At 43.8% G+C, this 20264-nt stretch carries 9 protein-coding genes; all 9 read right to left on the bottom strand.

Translation table 11 applies throughout. From position 1 onward, the window contains the following. Nucleotides 1–353: 353 nt before the first annotated feature. The 9 genes from L6I86_RS02390 to L6I86_RS02430 all read right to left on the bottom strand — a co-directional run bounded on the left by L6I86_RS02390 (nucleotide 354) and on the right by L6I86_RS02430 (nucleotide 20157). Nucleotides 354–3806 (bottom strand): M60 family metallopeptidase, encoded by a 3453-nt coding sequence (locus tag L6I86_RS02390; protein ID WP_236284314.1) that lies wholly within the window; start codon nucleotides 3804–3806, stop codon nucleotides 354–356. A 176-nt stretch (nucleotides 3807–3982) separates the two neighbouring features. After that, nucleotides 3983–4411 carry a hypothetical protein gene (locus L6I86_RS02395; RefSeq protein WP_236284315.1) on the bottom strand — a complete coding sequence of 143 codons (429 nt, stop codon included), beginning with the start codon at nucleotides 4409–4411 and terminating at the stop codon, nucleotides 3983–3985. A 130-nt stretch (nucleotides 4412–4541) separates the two neighbouring features. Next, nucleotides 4542–6116, bottom strand: coding sequence for a response regulator (locus tag L6I86_RS02400; RefSeq protein ID WP_236284316.1), 1575 nt, complete (start codon nucleotides 6114–6116; stop codon nucleotides 4542–4544). A 43-nt stretch (nucleotides 6117–6159) separates the two neighbouring features. Further along, on the bottom strand, nucleotides 6160–6987 hold the full coding sequence (locus tag L6I86_RS02405) for a carbohydrate ABC transporter permease (RefSeq protein WP_236284317.1): 828 nt from the start codon (nucleotides 6985–6987) through the stop codon (nucleotides 6160–6162). Further along, nucleotides 6988–7869, bottom strand: a complete 882-nt coding sequence (locus L6I86_RS02410) for a carbohydrate ABC transporter permease (RefSeq protein WP_236284318.1) — start codon at nucleotides 7867–7869, stop codon at nucleotides 6988–6990. Nucleotides 7870–7945: 76 nt separating this feature from the next. Continuing rightward, entirely contained in the window at nucleotides 7946–9250 is a 1305-nt protein-coding gene (locus L6I86_RS02415; RefSeq protein WP_236284319.1) for an ABC transporter substrate-binding protein, read from the bottom strand. A gap of 127 nt (nucleotides 9251–9377) precedes the next feature. After that, the gene (locus tag L6I86_RS02420) at nucleotides 9378–11171 is read right to left on the bottom strand and encodes a cache domain-containing sensor histidine kinase (protein ID WP_236284320.1); all 1794 of its coding nucleotides are present in this window, start codon (nucleotides 11169–11171) and stop codon (nucleotides 9378–9380) included. A 104-nt stretch (nucleotides 11172–11275) separates the two neighbouring features. Then, on the bottom strand, nucleotides 11276–15532 hold the full coding sequence (locus L6I86_RS02425) for a discoidin domain-containing protein (protein ID WP_236284321.1): 4257 nt from the start codon (nucleotides 15530–15532) through the stop codon (nucleotides 11276–11278). Nucleotides 15533–15636: 104 nt separating this feature from the next. Next, a complete protein-coding gene (locus L6I86_RS02430) occupies nucleotides 15637–20157 on the bottom strand; it encodes an endo-alpha-N-acetylgalactosaminidase family protein (RefSeq protein WP_236284322.1) in 4521 nt (1506 codons plus the stop codon). Between the last annotated feature and the right edge of the window lie 107 nt (nucleotides 20158–20264).

The following is a 20264-nucleotide window of genomic DNA, read 5'->3' on the forward strand; positions in this document are numbered from 1 at the left end:
GTATGCGCTTACAATTAGCGATAGGCAGTATGTCAACTTAATTTGAGTACTTTAATTTCTCTTATCGCCTCCGTCTTATCATCAAAGATACGATTGCATCCTGCGCATGCCACATTGTTTATTTCCTTTATTCACCAAATTAGCGATAGAAGCAAAAGCCTTAGATAAAAATCGTCTCTTTCCATCATCATATAATTATTGAAAGTGCAAACACATGATAGAATCTAACATTAACATGATATTTTCTACACATTTCGAACCCCATGTTGTTGCAGATCATTAATAAATACAGGTGCATATTGCGACAATTATCGCAACATGCACCTGAGATCGCCATGCTTTCCTGGAATAATTTACTCCATCAATTTGCTCGCCACGAGCGCAAGATCATCAATATCGATTTCGCCATCGCCAGTTACATCTGCTTGCTTGATTTGTTCCCAATCTGGGCTTGATACAGACGTTTTGCCATAATTCGCTGCAACAATGCCAAGATCACCAATGCTTACTCGATTGTCATGATTGACGTCGCCGGGGATTCCCGGAGGCGGTGTTGCAATTCTCACGTTGACTGTGGATGCTTGCGCCTGCGATTCCGCTCCCTGCGAATCGCCCAGCGTTGCGTCAGTTACAGCAATCGTTCCCGTCGTCGGCTGTGTCACCGCCTTGGCTTTGATCTTCAGTTCCAGGATTCCGGCATTACCTGTCACAGCCTTGCCCACACTTGCGATAATAAACCGCAGTTTGCCCAGTATGTCCTTCCTTGTCTCTACGAGATTAATGCCGTCTCTCAGTGGACGGGCCGAAACGAATTCAAATACGTTCGAATTGTAGTCCATCTTAATGTCTTGTGCATATACGCTTTGCGTGACGCTGCCCAGGTCTAGCTGTACATTGAATTCCTGCCCTGTCTGAACGGTGCCTGCTGCGGATAGCATCGTTAAAGCGACGTTTGGTGCCTCGATGACGCGATAGACATTCATTTCAGCCGCAGATGCCCATCCGCCTTGCCCTGCGGTTGCTTCCAGTTTAATAAAGGACGCTCTCGTCGCCGGGAACTCCGCTGTTTTCTCCGTGGCGTCTTTAGCCCATGTTCCACTTACAACTTTGGTGTACTGGATGCCATCCGTACTCGCATAGACATTGTAGGCCGTAATCATTCCGTTACTTCCCCCGCCTTGTCTAGGGACAACCTTGATTTTATTCACGTCGTAAGTACCGCCAAGATTCAATGTGATCGATTCCGGCAGTGTATCATACAAATCCCACTTCGTATGCCAAATGGTATTGGGATCTCCATCGAGCACGTTGGATGCACCATCGGTTTCAGAGACCAGCTCTTCGCTCGTTGCCGACGCGCTCATTTGGAACTGCGGAATGAGTTGCGGTTTGTCGATATCTGCCGTTAAATTCCAGATTGCGTTAGTCGGCTTCTGGAGCCCAAGAACAGCAACTGCGTCACGCGCACTTGACGAATATTTAAATCCCCAGTGATCAAAAAACTCCAGCAAATTCGCCCCGGCCATTCGGGAAGCAGTGAGCACTAACAAATCTTTCTGTTGCTGCAAGTCTGCAGGCAAACTGGATTGGTTCATTTCTCTATACGCCGCATGCAGCTTCGCGTAGAAGTCCCAACCGTATGCATATTTCAACTGGGTGAACATGACTAATCTCACAAACACATCGCTAATGCTTTCGAAGTCTTTGTTCGGGTCTGTGTTTGCCACAAATTGAGCAGCTTGTGGAAATACATCTTTTAACCGTGACTCATTTCCATAATATTCTTGGACATGCAGGGAATGAAGATTGTTGGTTACCTCCCTATTGTCGCCCCATGTCCATGCATCCATCTGAAAATTATGGCCAAGCTCATGCCAGAACCCCCAACCGTCATGCTGAATAGCATCGAGGTTTACCAATTGCTTAGAAGTTTCGCCTTGATACAACATAATCGGATCTCCTGCGTGCATCCACCCGTTGGTGATTTGTTTGTCGGCAACATAGCGGAAAGGCCAGTTATCTATGCTTTTGTCCGGAAGCGCTTTATCGGGAGCAAGTCCGCTCATAATTTCATATAAGCTATAAATCTCATCCCATTTCTCCATCAGCTGCTGCGGGTTATCGAGCAAGCGGATATCATCCGCCGGCACCGTTAGTGCGATATGATTGCTTCGAAGTTCCGCCCATGGAGCAGGATAATTGCGAATAGTGTCCTTCCACGCTTGTTCACTTGTTTGTCCGAGAACAAAATGCGGAGCTTGGATGACACCGCCAACATTGACATTCACCGTTCGTCCAGGCTTGGATTTGGCAGGGATAATGTACACCAAACCGCCGTAAGGACTGCTGATCCGATTGAACCCGGGATTCAGCTTTTTCTTCAGAACGACGCTCGGTAGACGATCCCATTTTGTAATCCCTTTGCCGGTCAGTTCGTCCGTATGAGCCCCGATTTGGACAACCAAATCCGGTTCGTCTGCAGGAACATCTATGGTAATCTCACTCCCTGCAGGCGCATACGATCCTGTGCTTACCCAATGTTTGGGAGTAGCATACATTCGCAAATAGCTAGTGTCCGCATAGTCCATTTTCACAGCTATCGTTTTGGCGACCCTCGGTACCGTATTCTCTACCTTGCCTGGAAACACGTCCGCCCCAGCAAACTTCACACCCGCACCATCCAGGCTTGCAAAAGATGATCTGTATTCAACGAGCACACTCGTATATGGCTTTTGTATACGATCTAACGGTAGTGTTAAAGCGCTCATGACCGCATCGCTACTACTCTTCACTCCGCTCAGGTAGAGACTATTAGGGACAATTGATTTCCAACCATGAAGAATGTTTGAGTTGATTCTCTCCCACACGTCCTGCGGCACATTCTCACCTGCTATGGCATAATCCATAAAGGTCTTGGAATTTGCCTCAACATGCTGCAGCGCATTGGATAGATAAGAAAGATTGACATTGCCCAATTGATCCGAAGTAGGCTTCGTATTAGGATCATTCATGGAAATGTAATCGTCGTTAATACCCAGACCGGCTTGATTCAGCAACCATTGAACCGGGTAATCCGTTATTTTGACGTTCAGTGGATCTTTCGCTTGTGAACGAATGGTATCCGGCGGATAAGCTGTCATGACCCATCCCTTAGATGTAACAATGACGCTCCCGCCATTTATAACATACGCCTCCAGCGCGATTGCTTCCTCACTGCTTACATTCATCGGATCGACAAACGCGATCGGGTAAACGAGGGGGTCCAGCGGTTGATTCGTCCAACTACTGACCACGGTTTGATCAATAGGCAGCTCGCCTGAGTTCGGCAACTCATTTTTTGTGATCAACTTTAGCATTTCCGTGCCTATAAGCGCATTTGAATAACGATTCGTGGCGCCGGTAGCCGGATTCGGGGACTTGTCTTCGGTCAGCCAAAGCAGCATATTTCTTGTCAATTTCCCTTCAGTCGTTGCCGTGCTTGCCGTCAAGTTCAAGTAGTCCTCGGCACCCGCTGCAATGATTCGTCCTGCCCCATAACGAGATGCTCCTGCAAGCGGAGATTTGCCCTCATCAAGCGTCACCGCAAATGCGTCCGTACCAAATATGGTTATGGTTGACTCGTATTGAAAATCCGGATAGCTTTGCAAATCGGAGTACAAGAGATTCAAGTCATGATCCAGGTTTGTATTATCAGAATTGGATACGGAAGTTGCTGCTGCAACGGAATGAACGGCACAAAAGGTTGAGATAGTGGGCAAAACCAAACTTAGCGAAAGTAAAACCGCAATTTTCTTTGTTTTCTTCATTTGTCATCATACACCCCTGTCGTTTAAAGCGCTTTCAAATTAGTTTAGTCGAAATTTGTCGTTTAAAGAATGATATTTTCTATGATTTCCCCCTCATTTTATTACCTGATAGCCTAAAAATGCCAACCATTAAAAATTGCTGATTGGTCCTGTCTGATAGCTATAATCTGTAGGATTTAATCTGTGATTTTTGTAGCCTGTATCTTACTTACGATCAAATATTGAGCGTCCCGCAGCAAATAATGTGCAGCCTCATCTGCAATATGCATGCCACGCTGATTATTCACTTCTTTCACAAAACTCTTCAAATCGTTGTTCGCCAATTTGGCACACAAGTTATTCGCTGTATCTGCAGGATCAAGCCACCCGGAACCCACAAAATAAGTGACTAATGCTTTTAAAGAATCAACACTTGTTGTGGTCTCATATAACGTTTCGCTGCTTGTGTCTCCCGCCAGATCATTCGCCTTTACAATCAGAACTTGCGAACCAAGCGGCAGCGAATAGAGAGGAATCGATTCCCCTTCACCCTCGGCAACCACGGGAATCATACGATCTCCATAGTTCATCATACCGTAAACGTATCCGGTGACAATGATCGTCATTTCAAGTAATTTCCTTTGAATACAAAATTTTCAGAAGTAATAAGGTAAAGCGCTTTCATAACTATTCTAAAGCCAGCCTGCAATTGCAGGCTGACCGTCTTTGTTCGAGATTATAAGCTGGAAATGATCATTAATTCATTTTCATTTCTTCCGCTAAGCCATATCTCTCCCTGTAAACTTTCGGGCTTACACCCGTGGCCTTCTTAAATACTCGGCTGAAGTGCTCCGAATTCATATAACCGATTTTTTCAGACAGTTCAATGATTTTATATCCCTTTTTTAACAATCGCTTAGACTCTTCGATACGTAAATTCGTTACATATTGAATGAAACTCTCGCCGACATTCTTCATAAATAGCCTGCTTAAATAATTTTCACTAACCCCAACCCATTGGCTAACCATCCCTAGACTCAATTCCTCACAATAATGCTGATGAATGAATTTCTTCGCCTTCTCAACGATAGTATAGGGTGAATTTGCCTTTGAGCTTTGTTCATGAATATAACGATAAATATCGGAACAGACTTGCTTGATCCATTGTAATGTATCATCAAGTGTTTGAAAGTCGTTCAACTGATCAAATGGATGACTATGATCGAACACGCCTCCCCATCGAACCTCTTGGGTATACAGTAAGGAGCCAAGCTCCCATAGGAAATCGGTTAGTATCAACCTTGTTTCATGAACTTCAAATCTTGCTTTTTCTTTCAATAGCTTCACGTACTGGTCAAATTCAAGCTCCCATAACGGTTCAGTCTCCAACTCAAGCAACCGTACAATCTCAAGCCCTTTGTCTTTGAGTGTTACCCGTAGATCTGTGCTAATTTCCATGCCCGATTTGATCTCATTCTCTGGATAGAAAAACTTGTCATAACCTTCAAAAAAACACCGAGAAACTAGGCTTCGCGCTTGATTCATCAATTTTGGCCAATGCTTGCTCCCATCAACGGTTTCGCTGATTCCCATTGCAACACGGACATTCAAATACTGTTCAAGTCGGATTTTGATCAATGCGAGCGTAGTGTGAAGAAGCTCACGAATCGCTGATTCACTTCTGAGCTGCGGAACCGTTAACAGGATGATGATTTCATTCGCGTCTTCACCATAAACGACATGCTTGAATGACGCCGAGTCCATTTCTGTTTTAATCATCTGCTTAATCGCCTTCTGCGAAATCATCTCTACCGAGCTTGAAATCGACATCGCAACGGCTATTTGATTACTCTCGCCTAGCTCATTGCACATTTCAGTAATGCTTCCAGAATACTCAAATGTATGAGCTTGATCGGTAGTTTGCAAATCAGTCGAAGCACCCAGCGTTATTAATTTTCGCTCAACTTTATGCAATACAGACAGCATGTGCTCCTCGTCCATATCTACTTTTACAATATAATCAAAGGCTCCAAGTATGAAAGCTTCACGAACATATCGATAATCATTGTAGGCACTTAAGATAATTGAAATTGGCTTTTTCATGGCATCTAAGGATTGCATAGCTCCTAACAGTTCGATTCCGTTCATTTTGGGCATCTGAATATCAACTAGCAATATATCGATATCATTACGCGCTTGCAAAGTTGCTAGTGCCTCCATGCCATCATCAGCTTCAGCTACAATTTCCATATCCAGTTCATTCCATCCAATCATTTGGTGCATAGCTAGTCTCACAAGCGGCTCATCGTCTACAATCATGACTTTATACAAGCACCCATCATCTCCAATGGCAGATTGATTTCATACTAGGCAATTACCCTTTAACCGCACCGTCCATCATTCCCTTAAATATATATTTATGGAAAAGGATATAGATAAGTGCACTCGGGAATAAAGCGACCATGATGGCTGCACATAATGAAGCTAGATCTGAACTATGATCGCCAACATAACTTGTTAATGATGTAGCAATGGTTAATAGCCTTCGAGATGGCATATAGAGCTGTTGGACAAAGATATCGTTCATGATGGCTACTCCCTTAAGAATGCCAAGTGTTGCTGTCGCTGGAAGCAACAAAGGGAAAATAACGGATCTAAAGATTCGGAAATAAGAGGCGCCGTCCAGCATAGCACTTTCATCCAACTGTTCTGAAATTTTCTCCAGAAATTGCATATAAATATAAATTTGCAAAATATCCGTGCCCACATAGATAATAATAGGGGCCCAGATTGTATCATAGGCTCCAATCTTATGAATTAATTGAAATCGTGCAATTTCAGTCGTATAGGTCGGGATCACCATGGCAAACAAAAATAATGCAACAATGATCTTCTTGCCAACAAATTGAAAGCGATTTAATACATAAGCTGTCATTGTCCCAAGCAGTGCGTTGCCAACGATACTTATCCCTACTAGTAGAAATGAATTTTGCAAGCCTCGTAACAAGTGGCCCTTGGTAATAGCAACTTTGTAATTATCCAAATTCATAAAACTAGATGGCAATGAAAATGGTGATGTTTGCGCCAGCTCCAAATTGTTTTTAAACGACCCGAAAAAAATGAGCAGGATAGGTACAAACACAACAACAGCCATACCTAGGAATAGCAAATAATATATGGTTCGGCTCAGAATACGTGCCACCTAAAGCTCACTCCTATCTTTAATCAACCATTGCTGCACCCTGGAAAGAATAATAACCAAAAGTAAGAGTATCATAGCCATTGCAGAGGCAAGACCATAGCTGTTGTTTTTAAATGCCGTACTTAATGCGAACAATCCGAATGTGCTGCTTTCAATTCCCGGTCCGCCACCGGTGATGACTAAAGGAATATCATATTGAAGTAGTGCGCCCGAGATATTAAGGAATAATATAATTTCAACAACACGCCGGATACTTGGTAACGTAATGTAACGCTGCTGCTGCCAAAAGTTGGCCCCGTCAAGCTTCGCGGATTCGTATAAATCAATAGGGATGGATTGAAGCCCTGACATAAAAAGAATGATATGAACACCCGAGAAGCGCCATACAGATACGGCTACGAGCGAGTAATTAACGACATTCACATTGCTGATCCACCCTGTAATGTAGGACTCCAAGCCTACAGCTCTCAGAACCGCATCTAACGGTCCATTCACAGGATTGTAAATATAAGTAAACATATACGCTACGGCAATCCCATTAATAATATAGGGCATGAGTACAGTGAATCTGAAAAACGAGCTTCCTAGCAGTTTCCGATTTAGCAGAACAGCCGCCACAAGTTCAACGGGAATCATACATGTATGAATAATAAAATAAAGAGCGTTATTTTTCAGCGCGTGCCAAGCTTCTGGAAAATCAAACAATACCCTTGAATAATTGTCTAAACCAATGTACTTAAACGTTGGGCTGAATCCGTCCCAGTTCGTAAAACTGTAACGAACCAATTCGATGGTTGGATAGAACAGAAATAGTAAGAGCAGCGAAACTGGCGCGAACAATAAAGTAACGATCGTTACCTTTTTTTGCAGATTATAATTCATCTATTTCACTCCTGGTTGTGAGAAAAGGTGCTATTCCCAATAGCGAAGTAGCACCTTCTCTTCTAATGATCATGAATTATTTGCTGGAATCGATGGCCTTTTTCCACTTATTGTTCAAGTCGGCTTCAAGCTTATCAATCGACTTCCCGGCAAAAATATCTTGAGCTATCATACTAGGGTCATATTGGGCTGCGGCTTTTACTTTGTTATACATTTCATCGATGCCATTGTACACAAACGGTTTGAACTGCGCCTTCTGCGCTTCTTTCACAAAGAATGCATTGTCACTCTTTACGGTACTCATTGTAGACATTTGTTTACTAGTACTCAGATAGGCTCCATATACCGGTTGGCTGAAAATCCATTGCAAGAATGCTTTTGATTCTCCAAGGTTTTTCGAGTTTTTGCTAATACCAATGTTCATATCAGACATCGTCATCGCAGTAAGCGGTTCGCTTTCAGTGCTTCTCCAAGGCATAATGAAAGCACCTAGATCATCTTCTGAATTCACTTTTTTAATATAATCAGGATAATACCATTGACCTAGCGCGGTCATTGCAGCTTTCTTCGCTTCAAAAGCTTGTGTCTGCTGGTCGAAAGAAATGGACAACGGATCTGGACCTGCAAGTTTTTTGGTTGAAATTTCTTGCAAGAACTTGGCAGCCTTGTCAAAGGAAGAGTTAGCCGTGAACGGCGCCTCGTTCTTCGGAAGGTTTGTCAAGAAGCCTTCGTCTCCGGATAGCACGTGCGGTCCGAATTCCATAAATGGATAAGATGTCCAGCTATCTTTCATTCCAAGGGAAAGCGGAACGTATTTCCCATCTGCCTTAATTTTCTCACATAAAGCTATGAATTCAGGCATTGTTTTTGGAATCTCTAAACCTAGCTCTTTGAAAACACTTGGGTGATAGTAGACAACTTCATAGAAAGAAATCAAAGGAAGACCCAGCGTTTTGCCGTCAATTTTCGCTGCAAATGTATTATCTTTCGTAATTGGCAAATCATCGAGCGGCTGTAAAGCTTGTTTATAAACTTGCAACGCAGCAGGTTTCATGTAGAATACATCGGGTAAGTCATTAGCCGCGAGATTAACCTTTAAATATTGCCCTTTATTATCCGGCACTTTAATTACTTCAACACTTACATTCGGTTTCAACTTCGTATACTCTTTGACTTTCTCTGTCCAGAAGTCGATATCCCCTTGCGCTTCCCACATGGCGAATTTCAGTTTAACCGGTTCTTGTGCTTTCTGAGCAGCAGTCGGTGCAGTTGTTGCGGGTGTAGTTGATGTTGGTGTTGTTTTAGTCCCGCAGCCTGATACTACACTTGCCATAACGATTGAAACCATTCCTAATGAAGCCATCCATTTTCTCTTACTCACTTGAAGCACCCCTTCTCATTAGATTAACGCTAGGTTGATAACCTGTAATAAGCATACAATTTATGAAAACGCAATCAAATGATACTATCTTACATAAACATGATATTTTCTACACCTTTCGAGCTCCCTACTCTTGCAGATCATAATCCTCTGACCTCGTTGTAAGGAGTGGCACACGAATCACAAATTTCGTACCGGCAGGTTCATTCGGTTGAATCGTTAAACCATAATGCTCGCCATATTGTACTTGGATACGACGTTTCACATTGGAGATCCCTATGCCGCTAAATTTGCTCTCATGGTTCTGATTCATATAGGAGTTCAGTTGTTCCATATCCATACCGACGCCATTGTCTGCAATTTCTATGTGCAAACTCCCCTTGGCAATGCATGTATTCACCCAAATCCGCCCATCAATATCCTTATCATCCAACCCATGCACAATACAGTTTTCCACGATCGGCTGCAATAACAGTTTTAATATATAGAGCGAAGATGTTTCTTCCGCAACATTCCACACGACACTTATTTTTTTGCCAAACCTGTTTTCCATAATGAAAAGATAATGCTTGAGATTCTCTATTTCCTCCGAAAGCGGATTAAGCGTACTCCCTCGATTAAAAGACGAAGAAACCAACTTCATTAACGCGACGGTTATATGACGAATATTGTCTATCTTATTTACTAGCGCTATTAACTTGATGACATTTAATGTGTTAATTAGAAAATGAGGATTGATCTGTGATTGCAGGGCGTCAAATTCTGCGATATGTTTGGCTCTTTCTTCTTCCTTGTTTTGCACAATCAATCGATGAATATGATCTAACATATAGTTAAATGTATGTCCAAGCGTCACCATCTCGGCGCTCCCCGAAGCAGCAATCTTGGCATTCAAATTCCCGCCTACCACACTTGTCATCTTCCGAACCAACAGATGGATCGGCTTCGTAAGACCGCGAACCAAGAAGAACGAAATCATCAAAAACACACACATACAGACAATCGTGAAAATAATAACCACTTTGGAAATTTGATCGTAAGTTTGCGTAAGCTTGCTGTAAGGAATTTGGTGAATCACTTTCCATCCTGTATTGGGAACGGTCGCATAGGTGACCAGCATCGATTTATCGTCCAATTTGGAAATAAAATTGCCTTCCACATCATCATTAATTTTCTCAAATATATGCTCATCCACCTGATTAATATTGGATAATCCATAGCTCGAGGCAATGACTTGTCTATTTTTATCTACAATGAGAAAATCAGAATCAACGTTTTGAGTTTGATTCACTCGTAATAAGTTCTCAAATGAGCTGCGATTGAAAGCGCAATAGATCAACTCGACGTTTTGCAATCCTGGTATGAATTCGGGGGAAACCGCTGCAGTAATCACATAAGGTTTTCCGCTATCGTGTAATACATTCTTTTTCAATCCAATAAAATGAACCTGATTGGAATTGGAAAGCGTCTTTGCATACCAATCCGTTTGATGGATGACCGTTGGATCATCGATCAAGTTTCGATTGTACGAGAAAACGCCACCATTCTTGAAAAAGAAACTTACGGAAAGAATATAGTTATTGATCGAAGCATTATACCGATTCAATGCTGAATTTAGAAAATCAATGTACATTTGACTATTACCGCTTTCAGCTTGCGACAGCAGTGTGGCATTGGTCAAAATTTCTTGATCCACCCCAATATTGGCCGTGATATACATCACTTTCTTTGTTTCTTGTTCGGCTGTGTAGGTGATGGAATGTAAGGTTTGTAAGGTTCGGCTGGTTGTTTGCGCTAACAAATCGTGCTTATACACTTGTAGAATGACGGTGGATAAGGTTATCACAGGGACGACCACCATGACAAAAAGAAGAAGATAAAGGAGAGTCGAGATTTTCCATGGCTTTCTTAACATGCTCATCTGCATAAACCTCGTTCCATTTTAGAATTCTGAAAGCAAAGCTAGGTGCATAGTGCACTAATTCTCGCACCATGCACCTATTATCGTCATTTGACCTTGATTACTTAATTCATCATCTTGCTGGCCACGATCGCAAGATCTGCAATACCGATAATACCATCGTGATTAACGTCAGCTTGCTTGACTTGCTCCCAATCTGGGCTGCTCAATTTTTTCCCGTAATTCGCAGCAACCAAGCCAAGATCACCAATGCTTACTCGATTATCATGGTTGACGTCACCTTGAATTCCCGGAGGGATTGTCGTGTCGTCGGCTTTCTGAACCGTAATTTTACTTACTGCTGTAAAACCGCCGTTAACCGTAGTGATTGTAATATCCGCTACTCCCTCTTTTAAAGCGGTCACCACGAATTTGCCATCTTTAAACTCTACTTTGGCAATTGTATCGTCGCTGCTCGCCAAAGTTACATCCATATTGGTTGCATCAATAGGAAGCACAGATACAACCAGCTCTGTCGTTTGGCCTTCTTTCAGCGTGACTTGCGGTTTATCCAGCTGCACGCCAGTTACAGGAACCTCGGTTAGAACCGGAATGCCAATTACATTAATCTCTGCAGCCGATGCATAATTATTTACTCCCTGAACGGCCTCCAGCTTCACATACGTTGCTGTTGTTACAGATGAGAATTGAACATTTTTCTCCGTCTTGTCATTATTCCAGCTGCCGTCTGCAATTTGTGTATAATTCGTTCCATCGTTGCTGGCATAAATATTGTAACCGGTTATAATGCCGTTGCCTCCACTCTGTCTTGGCAAATATTTGAGATTCGTTACTTGATACGCACCGCCAAGATACAGGTTAATTGATTGCGGAAGCGTGTTCCCATCCCATTGTGTATGCCAGATGGTCCCATTATTTCCATCCAACACATTGGAGGCTGAATTATCTTCGCCTTCCGTTTCCTGACTAGTCGCCGTTGCTGTCATTTGTTCATGTGGTATGACAACCGGTACATTATCAGACGCGGAATCAGCTCCGTATAGAATCAGTTCAGCCATGCCCACACGATAACCGCCGCCGGCAACGATTTGTTTGATTGTCACACGGACATAACTGATATTTTTGTAGGGCTTCGCGAATGCTTCCGGTGTGAACTGCTGCCCGCCTACATAGCGATTATTCAAAACCTTTTGCCATACTTGCCCATTGGTTGATACCTCCAAATCGTACGTGTACCAATTGCTGTCTTTCTCCCAAAAAATGCGGCTGCCGACTACCGTTTGAGGCTCATTGAACTTGACTGTAACTGATTGTGGCAGTTCCGTTGATTTGGCTAACCATCCGGTTCCGATCGTTGTTATGCCATCTCGTAATTTATCGGTGCCTCGCCCAGATTCAGACACCGTTGATTCATCAATGACTTGAATCGCATCATTCGGAATAATGTCACCCGGTTCTTGGTAATCTGCAGGTATCACTTTAAATTCGTACAAGGATGCCCAGTAGTTATCCGTTATGTTGTCTACGATCTTTAACCTTACATATCGGCCCCGGGAATCAGCCAGCACTGTTTCTTCCGCTCCATTAGGCGTGGTATTGGCCGATCTGTCGATCGCCTTATCCCAGTTTACGCCGTCTGTTGAAACTTCAATGTAATATTTATAGGCAGCAGCTTTCATCTCCCAGAGCATCTTAAAGCCGATTAACGAATAATTTTTACCTAAATCGACTTGTATCCATTGCGGCAAAGATGATCCATTCGCCGTCCATTTCGTAGATGCATCATCATCTATGGCATTGACAGCAAAGTTTCCTGATTGCTCCGAAGAACTTGTGATTGGCTTTCCAATTGCGATGTTTTGAAAGGAGTCTGCTGGGGACTCTAATTTCTCAACTCCCCCAACCCAAGGCGTATGTAGCCCATCTGGCACATACTGTCCTTGGTATGGTAGTGTACTTACCTCTGCATTCCCAGGAACGAGCCCTTCAGAAGTGGCATTAATTTGAATAGCTCCACTCGTACCGGAAGTTCTTACGAATGCAAAGCCAATTCCCCCTTCTACAACCTGCTCCTCAACACCTATTCTTGGGATTCCTCTGCCTACAAGCTGCCCTTCGCCCGTTACCGATATGTTAACTTTACCACTGTAATTCGGCACAATGGTTCCATTCGCATCAACAACCTTGAAGTAGACAGGGATTAAGTCTGATCCATCTGCAATCGGTTGTACCCCTCTATCTCTCACTTCAATTTCGATTTGACTTGCTTGACCTGGCGTACGAACGGTATGCGTTTTAACAACTTGTCCATCCAGGATAGCCTCAGCCTTTAATTCTCCTGAGACAAAGCTATTTAAATTGAATGTGAAGATGGGGCTTCCGCCTTTTTGCACGATATTTGGAACTGCGATTGAAGCCTCTGCTCTAGTTATTTCATTTACCAGCACGTTATTTTGATATAGTTTCACAGAATCTGCATTGCTGAAAACGTTAACTGAACGACTCGATGTAGGAGAATTCGTGCTTGCAATAAATACCATCGGACCATAAAGCGGGTCTCTTGCAGACTGCATGGATTGCAGCCAATAGTAGCCATATTTCTCATAACGATCAATATCTACAGTACCGCTTCCTAATGTCTTCGTTGTTGAACCGCGAATGTAGTCATTCCAGCTCCAGAGGAAGTAACCGCCAATCCGGTCGTTGGCGTCAAGACCACCCCAGTCCGAATATCCATTACCATTTAAATATTTTTGCCGAGTCAAATTTTGAGCGATCTGAGCTGCCTCACCCTCCTTTCTCAACGATTTGCTGGACTCTTCAAAATCTCCCCACTCGCGAGTAAAGAATGGTTTATTTGAATCAAAATCGGTCCATCGGCTCGAGTCTGAACTCCAGTTGGTATCAACCACTTTATAATTGACATCATAGTACATTCCTTGAAGTCCATGATCAGCTGCTGTATAGATTTGATTTCCTGGATACTCTTCATGCGCAGCTGCGGTTACTTCTTGCGACCAATCCGCAGGATAACCAGTTTCATTTAACGAAGTTTCCCATAAAATAACCGAAGGCCTGTTTCGATCACGCCTTATCATTTCACGCGCATCCCTGATCGTTAATGCACGAAATTTAGCGGTATTGGTGAAATTTTGCCATCCAGGCTGACATTCGATGACCAAGAGTCCGATTTCATCGGCAGCATCCAAGAAGGCAGGATCATTGGGATAATGTGTAGCACGAACCGCATTAAATCCGTCCGCCTTGATCTGCATGGCATCGCGAACCTGCATCGAATTTGAAGCTGCATCTCCTACATTTTGAAACGCTTGATGGCGGTTCGCTCCCCGCAAGTAAATCTTATTGTCATTGAGATAGAAGCCATCCGACTTATACTCAATTTTTCGGATACCTACTTTCGTCGTAATCATATCAACCAAGCCAGTAGCAGAGTAAACCTCGCTCACTAGTGAATATAGGTAAGGTGCGGAAATATCCCACAACTTTGGACTCGCTACAGTCAAATCTTGAGTAAATTGATGATCCCCGCCTGCTGATAAACTTGTTGCGGTTGTTTCATTTTGCGCGACAACTGCCCCATTTTTATCTATTAACTTGCTTAAGACTCTAGTGCTTACAGATGCTTGATTCTCATTAACTACATGAGTTTTCACATGAACTGTCGCGCTCGAAGTCGTCACATTAGGGTAAGTGACAAATACGCCGCCGCTGGCTGTTTTGTTTGCTTGCAAAGCATCGGAAATATGCAGCTTATTAGTGATTCTCATTGTTACATCTCGATAAATTCCACCATAATAATGGAAATCCAAATTCGCAAGCGGTTTGCCCGGCGGTGTATCTGGGCTGTCAGAACTCGATACTTTTACCGCGAGCACATTCGTTTGCCCGTAAATTACTTTATCAGTGATGTCAACGGAGTAACCTATATAACCGCCATTGTGCGTATAGATTTTCTCTCCGTTCAAATAAACATCACTATCGATCATGACACCTTCAAAATCAATATTGATCGTTTTCCCCCGATTACTTTCATCGATCGTAAAATAATGGCGATACCAACCAATCCCCGCGTAGACAGCGTTCGCTCCATTGGCATGTTTCTTTTCAAGCCTCATCGTATGCGGAATGGTAACAGCAGCAAACGCGCTATCATCAAATTGGGCCGCTTCAGCGCCAACAAGGTCGCCTCGATAAAACCCCCAGTCCGAATTAAAATTGAGTACGGTTCTCTCATTTCCTCCGATATTTCCCGTATCAGCACTTGCTATGAGCGATACATTTAGAAACATAATCTCCAGCACCATGATCACACACAGCATTATTCGAGTTATAGCCTTCATACCCATACACCTCAAATTCTTAGAATTACATCTTGCACTAACAAGCTAAGCTAGGTGCCTATTCATCAAGCACCTAGCATCGCCATTCTGTCCAAAATCATTACTTACTCCATTATTTTAGTGGCCACGAACGCAAGATCATGAATATCGATTTCACCATCGCCAGTTACATCTGCAAACTTGATTTTTTCCCAATCTGTGCTTGATAAAGTTTTTTTGCTTTTACCGTAATTCACGGCGACCATGCCAAGATCACCAATGCTTACTCGATTATCCTGGTTGAAGTCGCCTGGAACTCCCGGAGGCGGTGTTCCAATTCTCACATTGACCGCAGATGCTTGCACCTTCGTTTCCACACCATGCTCATCGCCCAGCGTTGCATCGGTTACAGCAATCTTACCCGTCGCCGACTCAGTCACCGCTTTGGCTTTGAACTTCAATTCCAGGATCCCGACATCACCTGTCACTGCTTTACCTAAGCTTGCGATAATAAACCGAAGTTTGCCTAGTGTGTCCTTCACCGTCTCTACGAGATCAATTCCGTCTTTCACTGCGTGAGCCGAGACGAATTCCAAAACATTCGCGTCGTAGTCCATCTTAATATCTTGTGCATATACGCTTTGTGTGACGCCGCCAATACCCAGTTGTACAGGGAATTCCACGCCTGTCTGAACGGTTCCTGTTGCAGATAGCGTCGCTGAAGCGGCGTTTGGCGTAACAACCTCATTCTGTTTGAATACAGTAATCTCGGCAGCTGAAGCAAAATTATTAACGCCTTGAACGGCCACCAGCTTCACATGCGTTGCTGTTACTGGCTTAAATGTTACACTCTTCTGCGCTGCAGATTGGGCCCAGTTCCCCGTCGCTGCTTTCGTGAAGTTCACACCATCTGCGCTTGTATAAATATCGTAGCTTGTAATGATGCCATTCGATTGCCCATCTTGTCTTGGCAAATAATTCAGCTGGCTGATGGGATAGCTTCCACCCAAATTCAACGTAATTGACTGCGGCAACGTATTGGATGACCAATTCGTATGCCAGAATGTTGATGAATCTCCATCTAATGCATTTGAAGCACTATTATTTTCATTTGCCGTTTCCTGACTAGTCGCCGTCACTGTCATTTGCTCATGTGGAATGATGACCGGCTCCTCGTAGTTCACGTTGATTTCTGCTGCGGATGCAAAACCGCCATTACCGGCTGTTGCCTCCAACTTCACATACGATGCAGACGTTGATGCGAAAGCAGCGTTTTTCTCAGTTGTATCATTTGCCCAGCTGCCGTCAGCTACCTTTGTGAAATTCGTTCCATCGTGACTAACAAAAACGTTATAAGACGTTATGATGCCATTTACGTTTCCGTCCTGTCTTGGCAAATATTTCAGATTGGTCACATTGTAGGTGCCGCCAAGGTTCAAAGTGATCGATTGCGGAAGCGAATTGCTCGAATCCCACTTCGTGTGCCAGATTGTCCCACTTTTTCCATCCAACACATTAGAAGCTGGCGTATTTTCACCTGCTGTTTCCTGGCTAGTCGCCGTCGCCGTCATTTGCGCCTGTGGAACACTTGGTGGAGGAATAACTCCTCCTACCTGCACGGTAAAATCATCCATAACAAAGTCTGAGCTATTATTGTTCAACTTTCTAATTCCCACCCATGTATTGCCTGATGGGCTTCCTGCAATCACTTTGGTCAATGTTTGCGTTGAAATAACGGTATCGAAATTGACGGAAGATATTTCTCTGGTTCCGTCGCCGATAACCAATGCGTAATCACCGGCTTGTTGATTCACGTACTTGAAGGAAATCGTATAGTTTGTGCCTGGCGCGAAGCGAAGCGTTTGCGGCAATGTTCGATATAGCAGCCCCATATTTTCCTTATGGGACATTAGCGACCAGTCTCCACTAATCACATGGTCAATCGGATTGCCGTTCCAGCCCTTTTGTGTGTAAGGCGCATGCAAGTTGGCCAAAGAAGTTCTAGGATCGACGGTTGTTCCTCCCGCATCTCCCTTCACAAACGGATACCAGCCTGCATCAACATGTTCAAAATCTTCTGCGAAATAAGCCCCTGTCGGGTTTGCCGACCGCTGTATTTTCATAAGATGAACATCATCCAACGTAATGTTGGCAGTGCCTGGTTCACCTTGCAAATACAGCATCGCTGTGGTTTGTCCTGCCGGGACATCAAACAGTACACGCATCCTCTGCATTTTGGTACCGTTCTTGGAGTCTCCGCCTATGCCATTGATAGCGAAAGAGCTATCTGCATAATTACTTACCTCGGTACCGCCGTAATCTTTGACCCCGATTCGGGCACGGCGCGTACCGTCCACTTGCACATAAACATAAGCCGAATAGGTTCCCGGCGAAAGTCCTGTAAGCTGTTGACTGACGCTAACAGAATCACCGCTTGCGATTTTCAGCTCGTATTGCCCGCGTGTATTTCGCTGAACGGATGCAGCCTGTGTATCGCCTGATACCGTCCAGGATGAAAGGTTTCCGCTATTGAAGCCTGGATCTTTCAAAGGCGTACCCTCTCCAAATTTCACATCTGGCGTTACAGAACCTGTTCCTTTGTAGACCACGTAAGGCGTATTCGCCAGAGCGTCAATTGTTACATCGTTACCTGTAACGGTCAAATCTTGAATAAATTGTTTACCTTGATCCGTCAACTTGTACAGTTTCACTGATTGTCTGTCTGACCAGCTTAACGGAAGTGTCCAAGTCGTGGAGCCTCCGCCTGCATTCCAGTGATATAGTTTATCTTCTGTATCTGGACTCCAAGGAAGCAAGTACGATCCGCCATTCAAGATCGTGATGCCATCCTTCTTGATGACTCTCGTGCCGGTAACGTTGCTAACGCTTACATTATCTGTAAAATCGATCGTGTTATTCGTCCATTTCAGAATAGGGAAATGCTGCATATATTTCGTTGGCAAATTCGTGGTGAATGTCATCTTGATCATGTCGTCATAATTAACTTTTCCCTGCCAACCTTCGTATGATTCTAGCTCTGTACCGCCAAGCAGCGGATTGCGCACGATCCATGTATCCTTCTGATGGTTGCGGATAAACCGGGCAATTTGACTATTGAAACCCTTAATCTCTTGACCACCATAGTTGTAGTCAACGGACCAATGATACCAAAGCGCATCGTCCTCCATTACAAAGGGGAATTCTGTTGTAGTCGCCCATCCCAGACCATTCTGTTCCTGTGCCAGTCTTCTGCCGTTCCAGCCTTGATCAAACCAAGCATCATTATAAATGAAATCGAGATTCGGCACTCTGTCCTTCAATTCCTGTAAGCGGCTTAATCTGGCCCCTGTCGCAGCTTCGCTGCGCATTTGAGCTTTGTTATAGTCAAACGATAAGTCAAGCCAATCCCATCCTGGTTTATTGGGGTCCACCAAGTTCTCGCTAAAATACTTGGCTTGTGGATTTGCGCCTGTGGCGCTAATGTGCACCCCGAAATAACCGCCATATTTATGGCCTTCATCGACAAGAGTATTGATATCCGCATCGGCGCCTTGGCGTATGCCGATATTATTACCGTAATCCGCATGCGCGGAATCATGCCCTTCTTGTTGATATCCTTTCAACTCGATAAATTGCTGCAGTCCATCCGTATTCAGAGAAATTCTCTTTGTTTCATCTAATGTCTTCAAGAATGGGTTTGTAGCTTGGCTGGCGAAATTAAAAGGAATTCGTTGAACAACCAGATCGGGAATCCTCTCGCTGCCAAAAGGAGTTTTCATAATGCTGCGGAACGCAACGGCCCCATCTTGCCAATCAATGCCGCCATCTCCGTTTGCATCCGGCGTGATCACAACTTTTTCACTAGGCAGGGGCTCGGTTGTGCTCATGCCCTCCGGTCTGTAAACCCATGGTGCACTCCATACACCGGTACGGAAATAGCCCGTTTTATTTACCGTTTGTTTGCGAAGTCGATCATTATCGTTATCTGTGGTATAATCCTGAACTGCATTCGTCGAGACGGCCCCCGCCAGTTGGTTCGTATTCAGTATAGAGTACATATAATTTCCAGGTGAACTATCAACGGCAGGCGTACCGGTTACATTCAGGAACGTATCTCCGGTCCCGGCAACAGCCGTGTGATGTCTTGTACCTGCGAATGCTGCTCCTGTTTGCGTACTTCTAACGGAAAGCAGATTATGATTCGGGATCTCAAACGTGCTAACTTTGGTCGTACCACTCTCCGTAATTCCGGTAACATTGTAATTCAAAACATTCTCGACAACTTCAAGATCGATGCTTATCGTAACATCAATTGAAGAAATCGATAATGTATAAGATGCCTTGGAGCCCGTTTTATTAAATGTTACAGTCGGGGTATAGCTTGTACCATTGATCTTGACTTCATTTAATGCATCTTCTTGACCATACATGACAGCATTATTAGCTAGCCATTCATACTGCAGCACTCTTGGAAATTTGTCATCAACAGTCACGCTCATCTTAGAAGAGCCTATGGTTTGTTCTTGCGATTCTGCAGCAACAACGGGAGTTGTAAATTTGGATACTGTTGTTTGAATACTCCCAACGGCTTGAACAGACATGCATAAAGCTAACAAAACCGAAAATTTCTTGACCAGTCTAATCATCCCCTTAAATAAAAATCAACAAAGATTGCACTCTGACCCTCAAACAAGTAAACAAAATGGTCGTTTTTTGTCTTCTGAACTCGAGATTTGTAACGCTTTCACAATGA

This window comes from Paenibacillus allorhizoplanae (assembly GCF_927798215.1).
GTDB lineage: Bacteria > Bacillota > Bacilli > Paenibacillales > NBRC-103111 > Paenibacillus_E > Paenibacillus_E allorhizoplanae.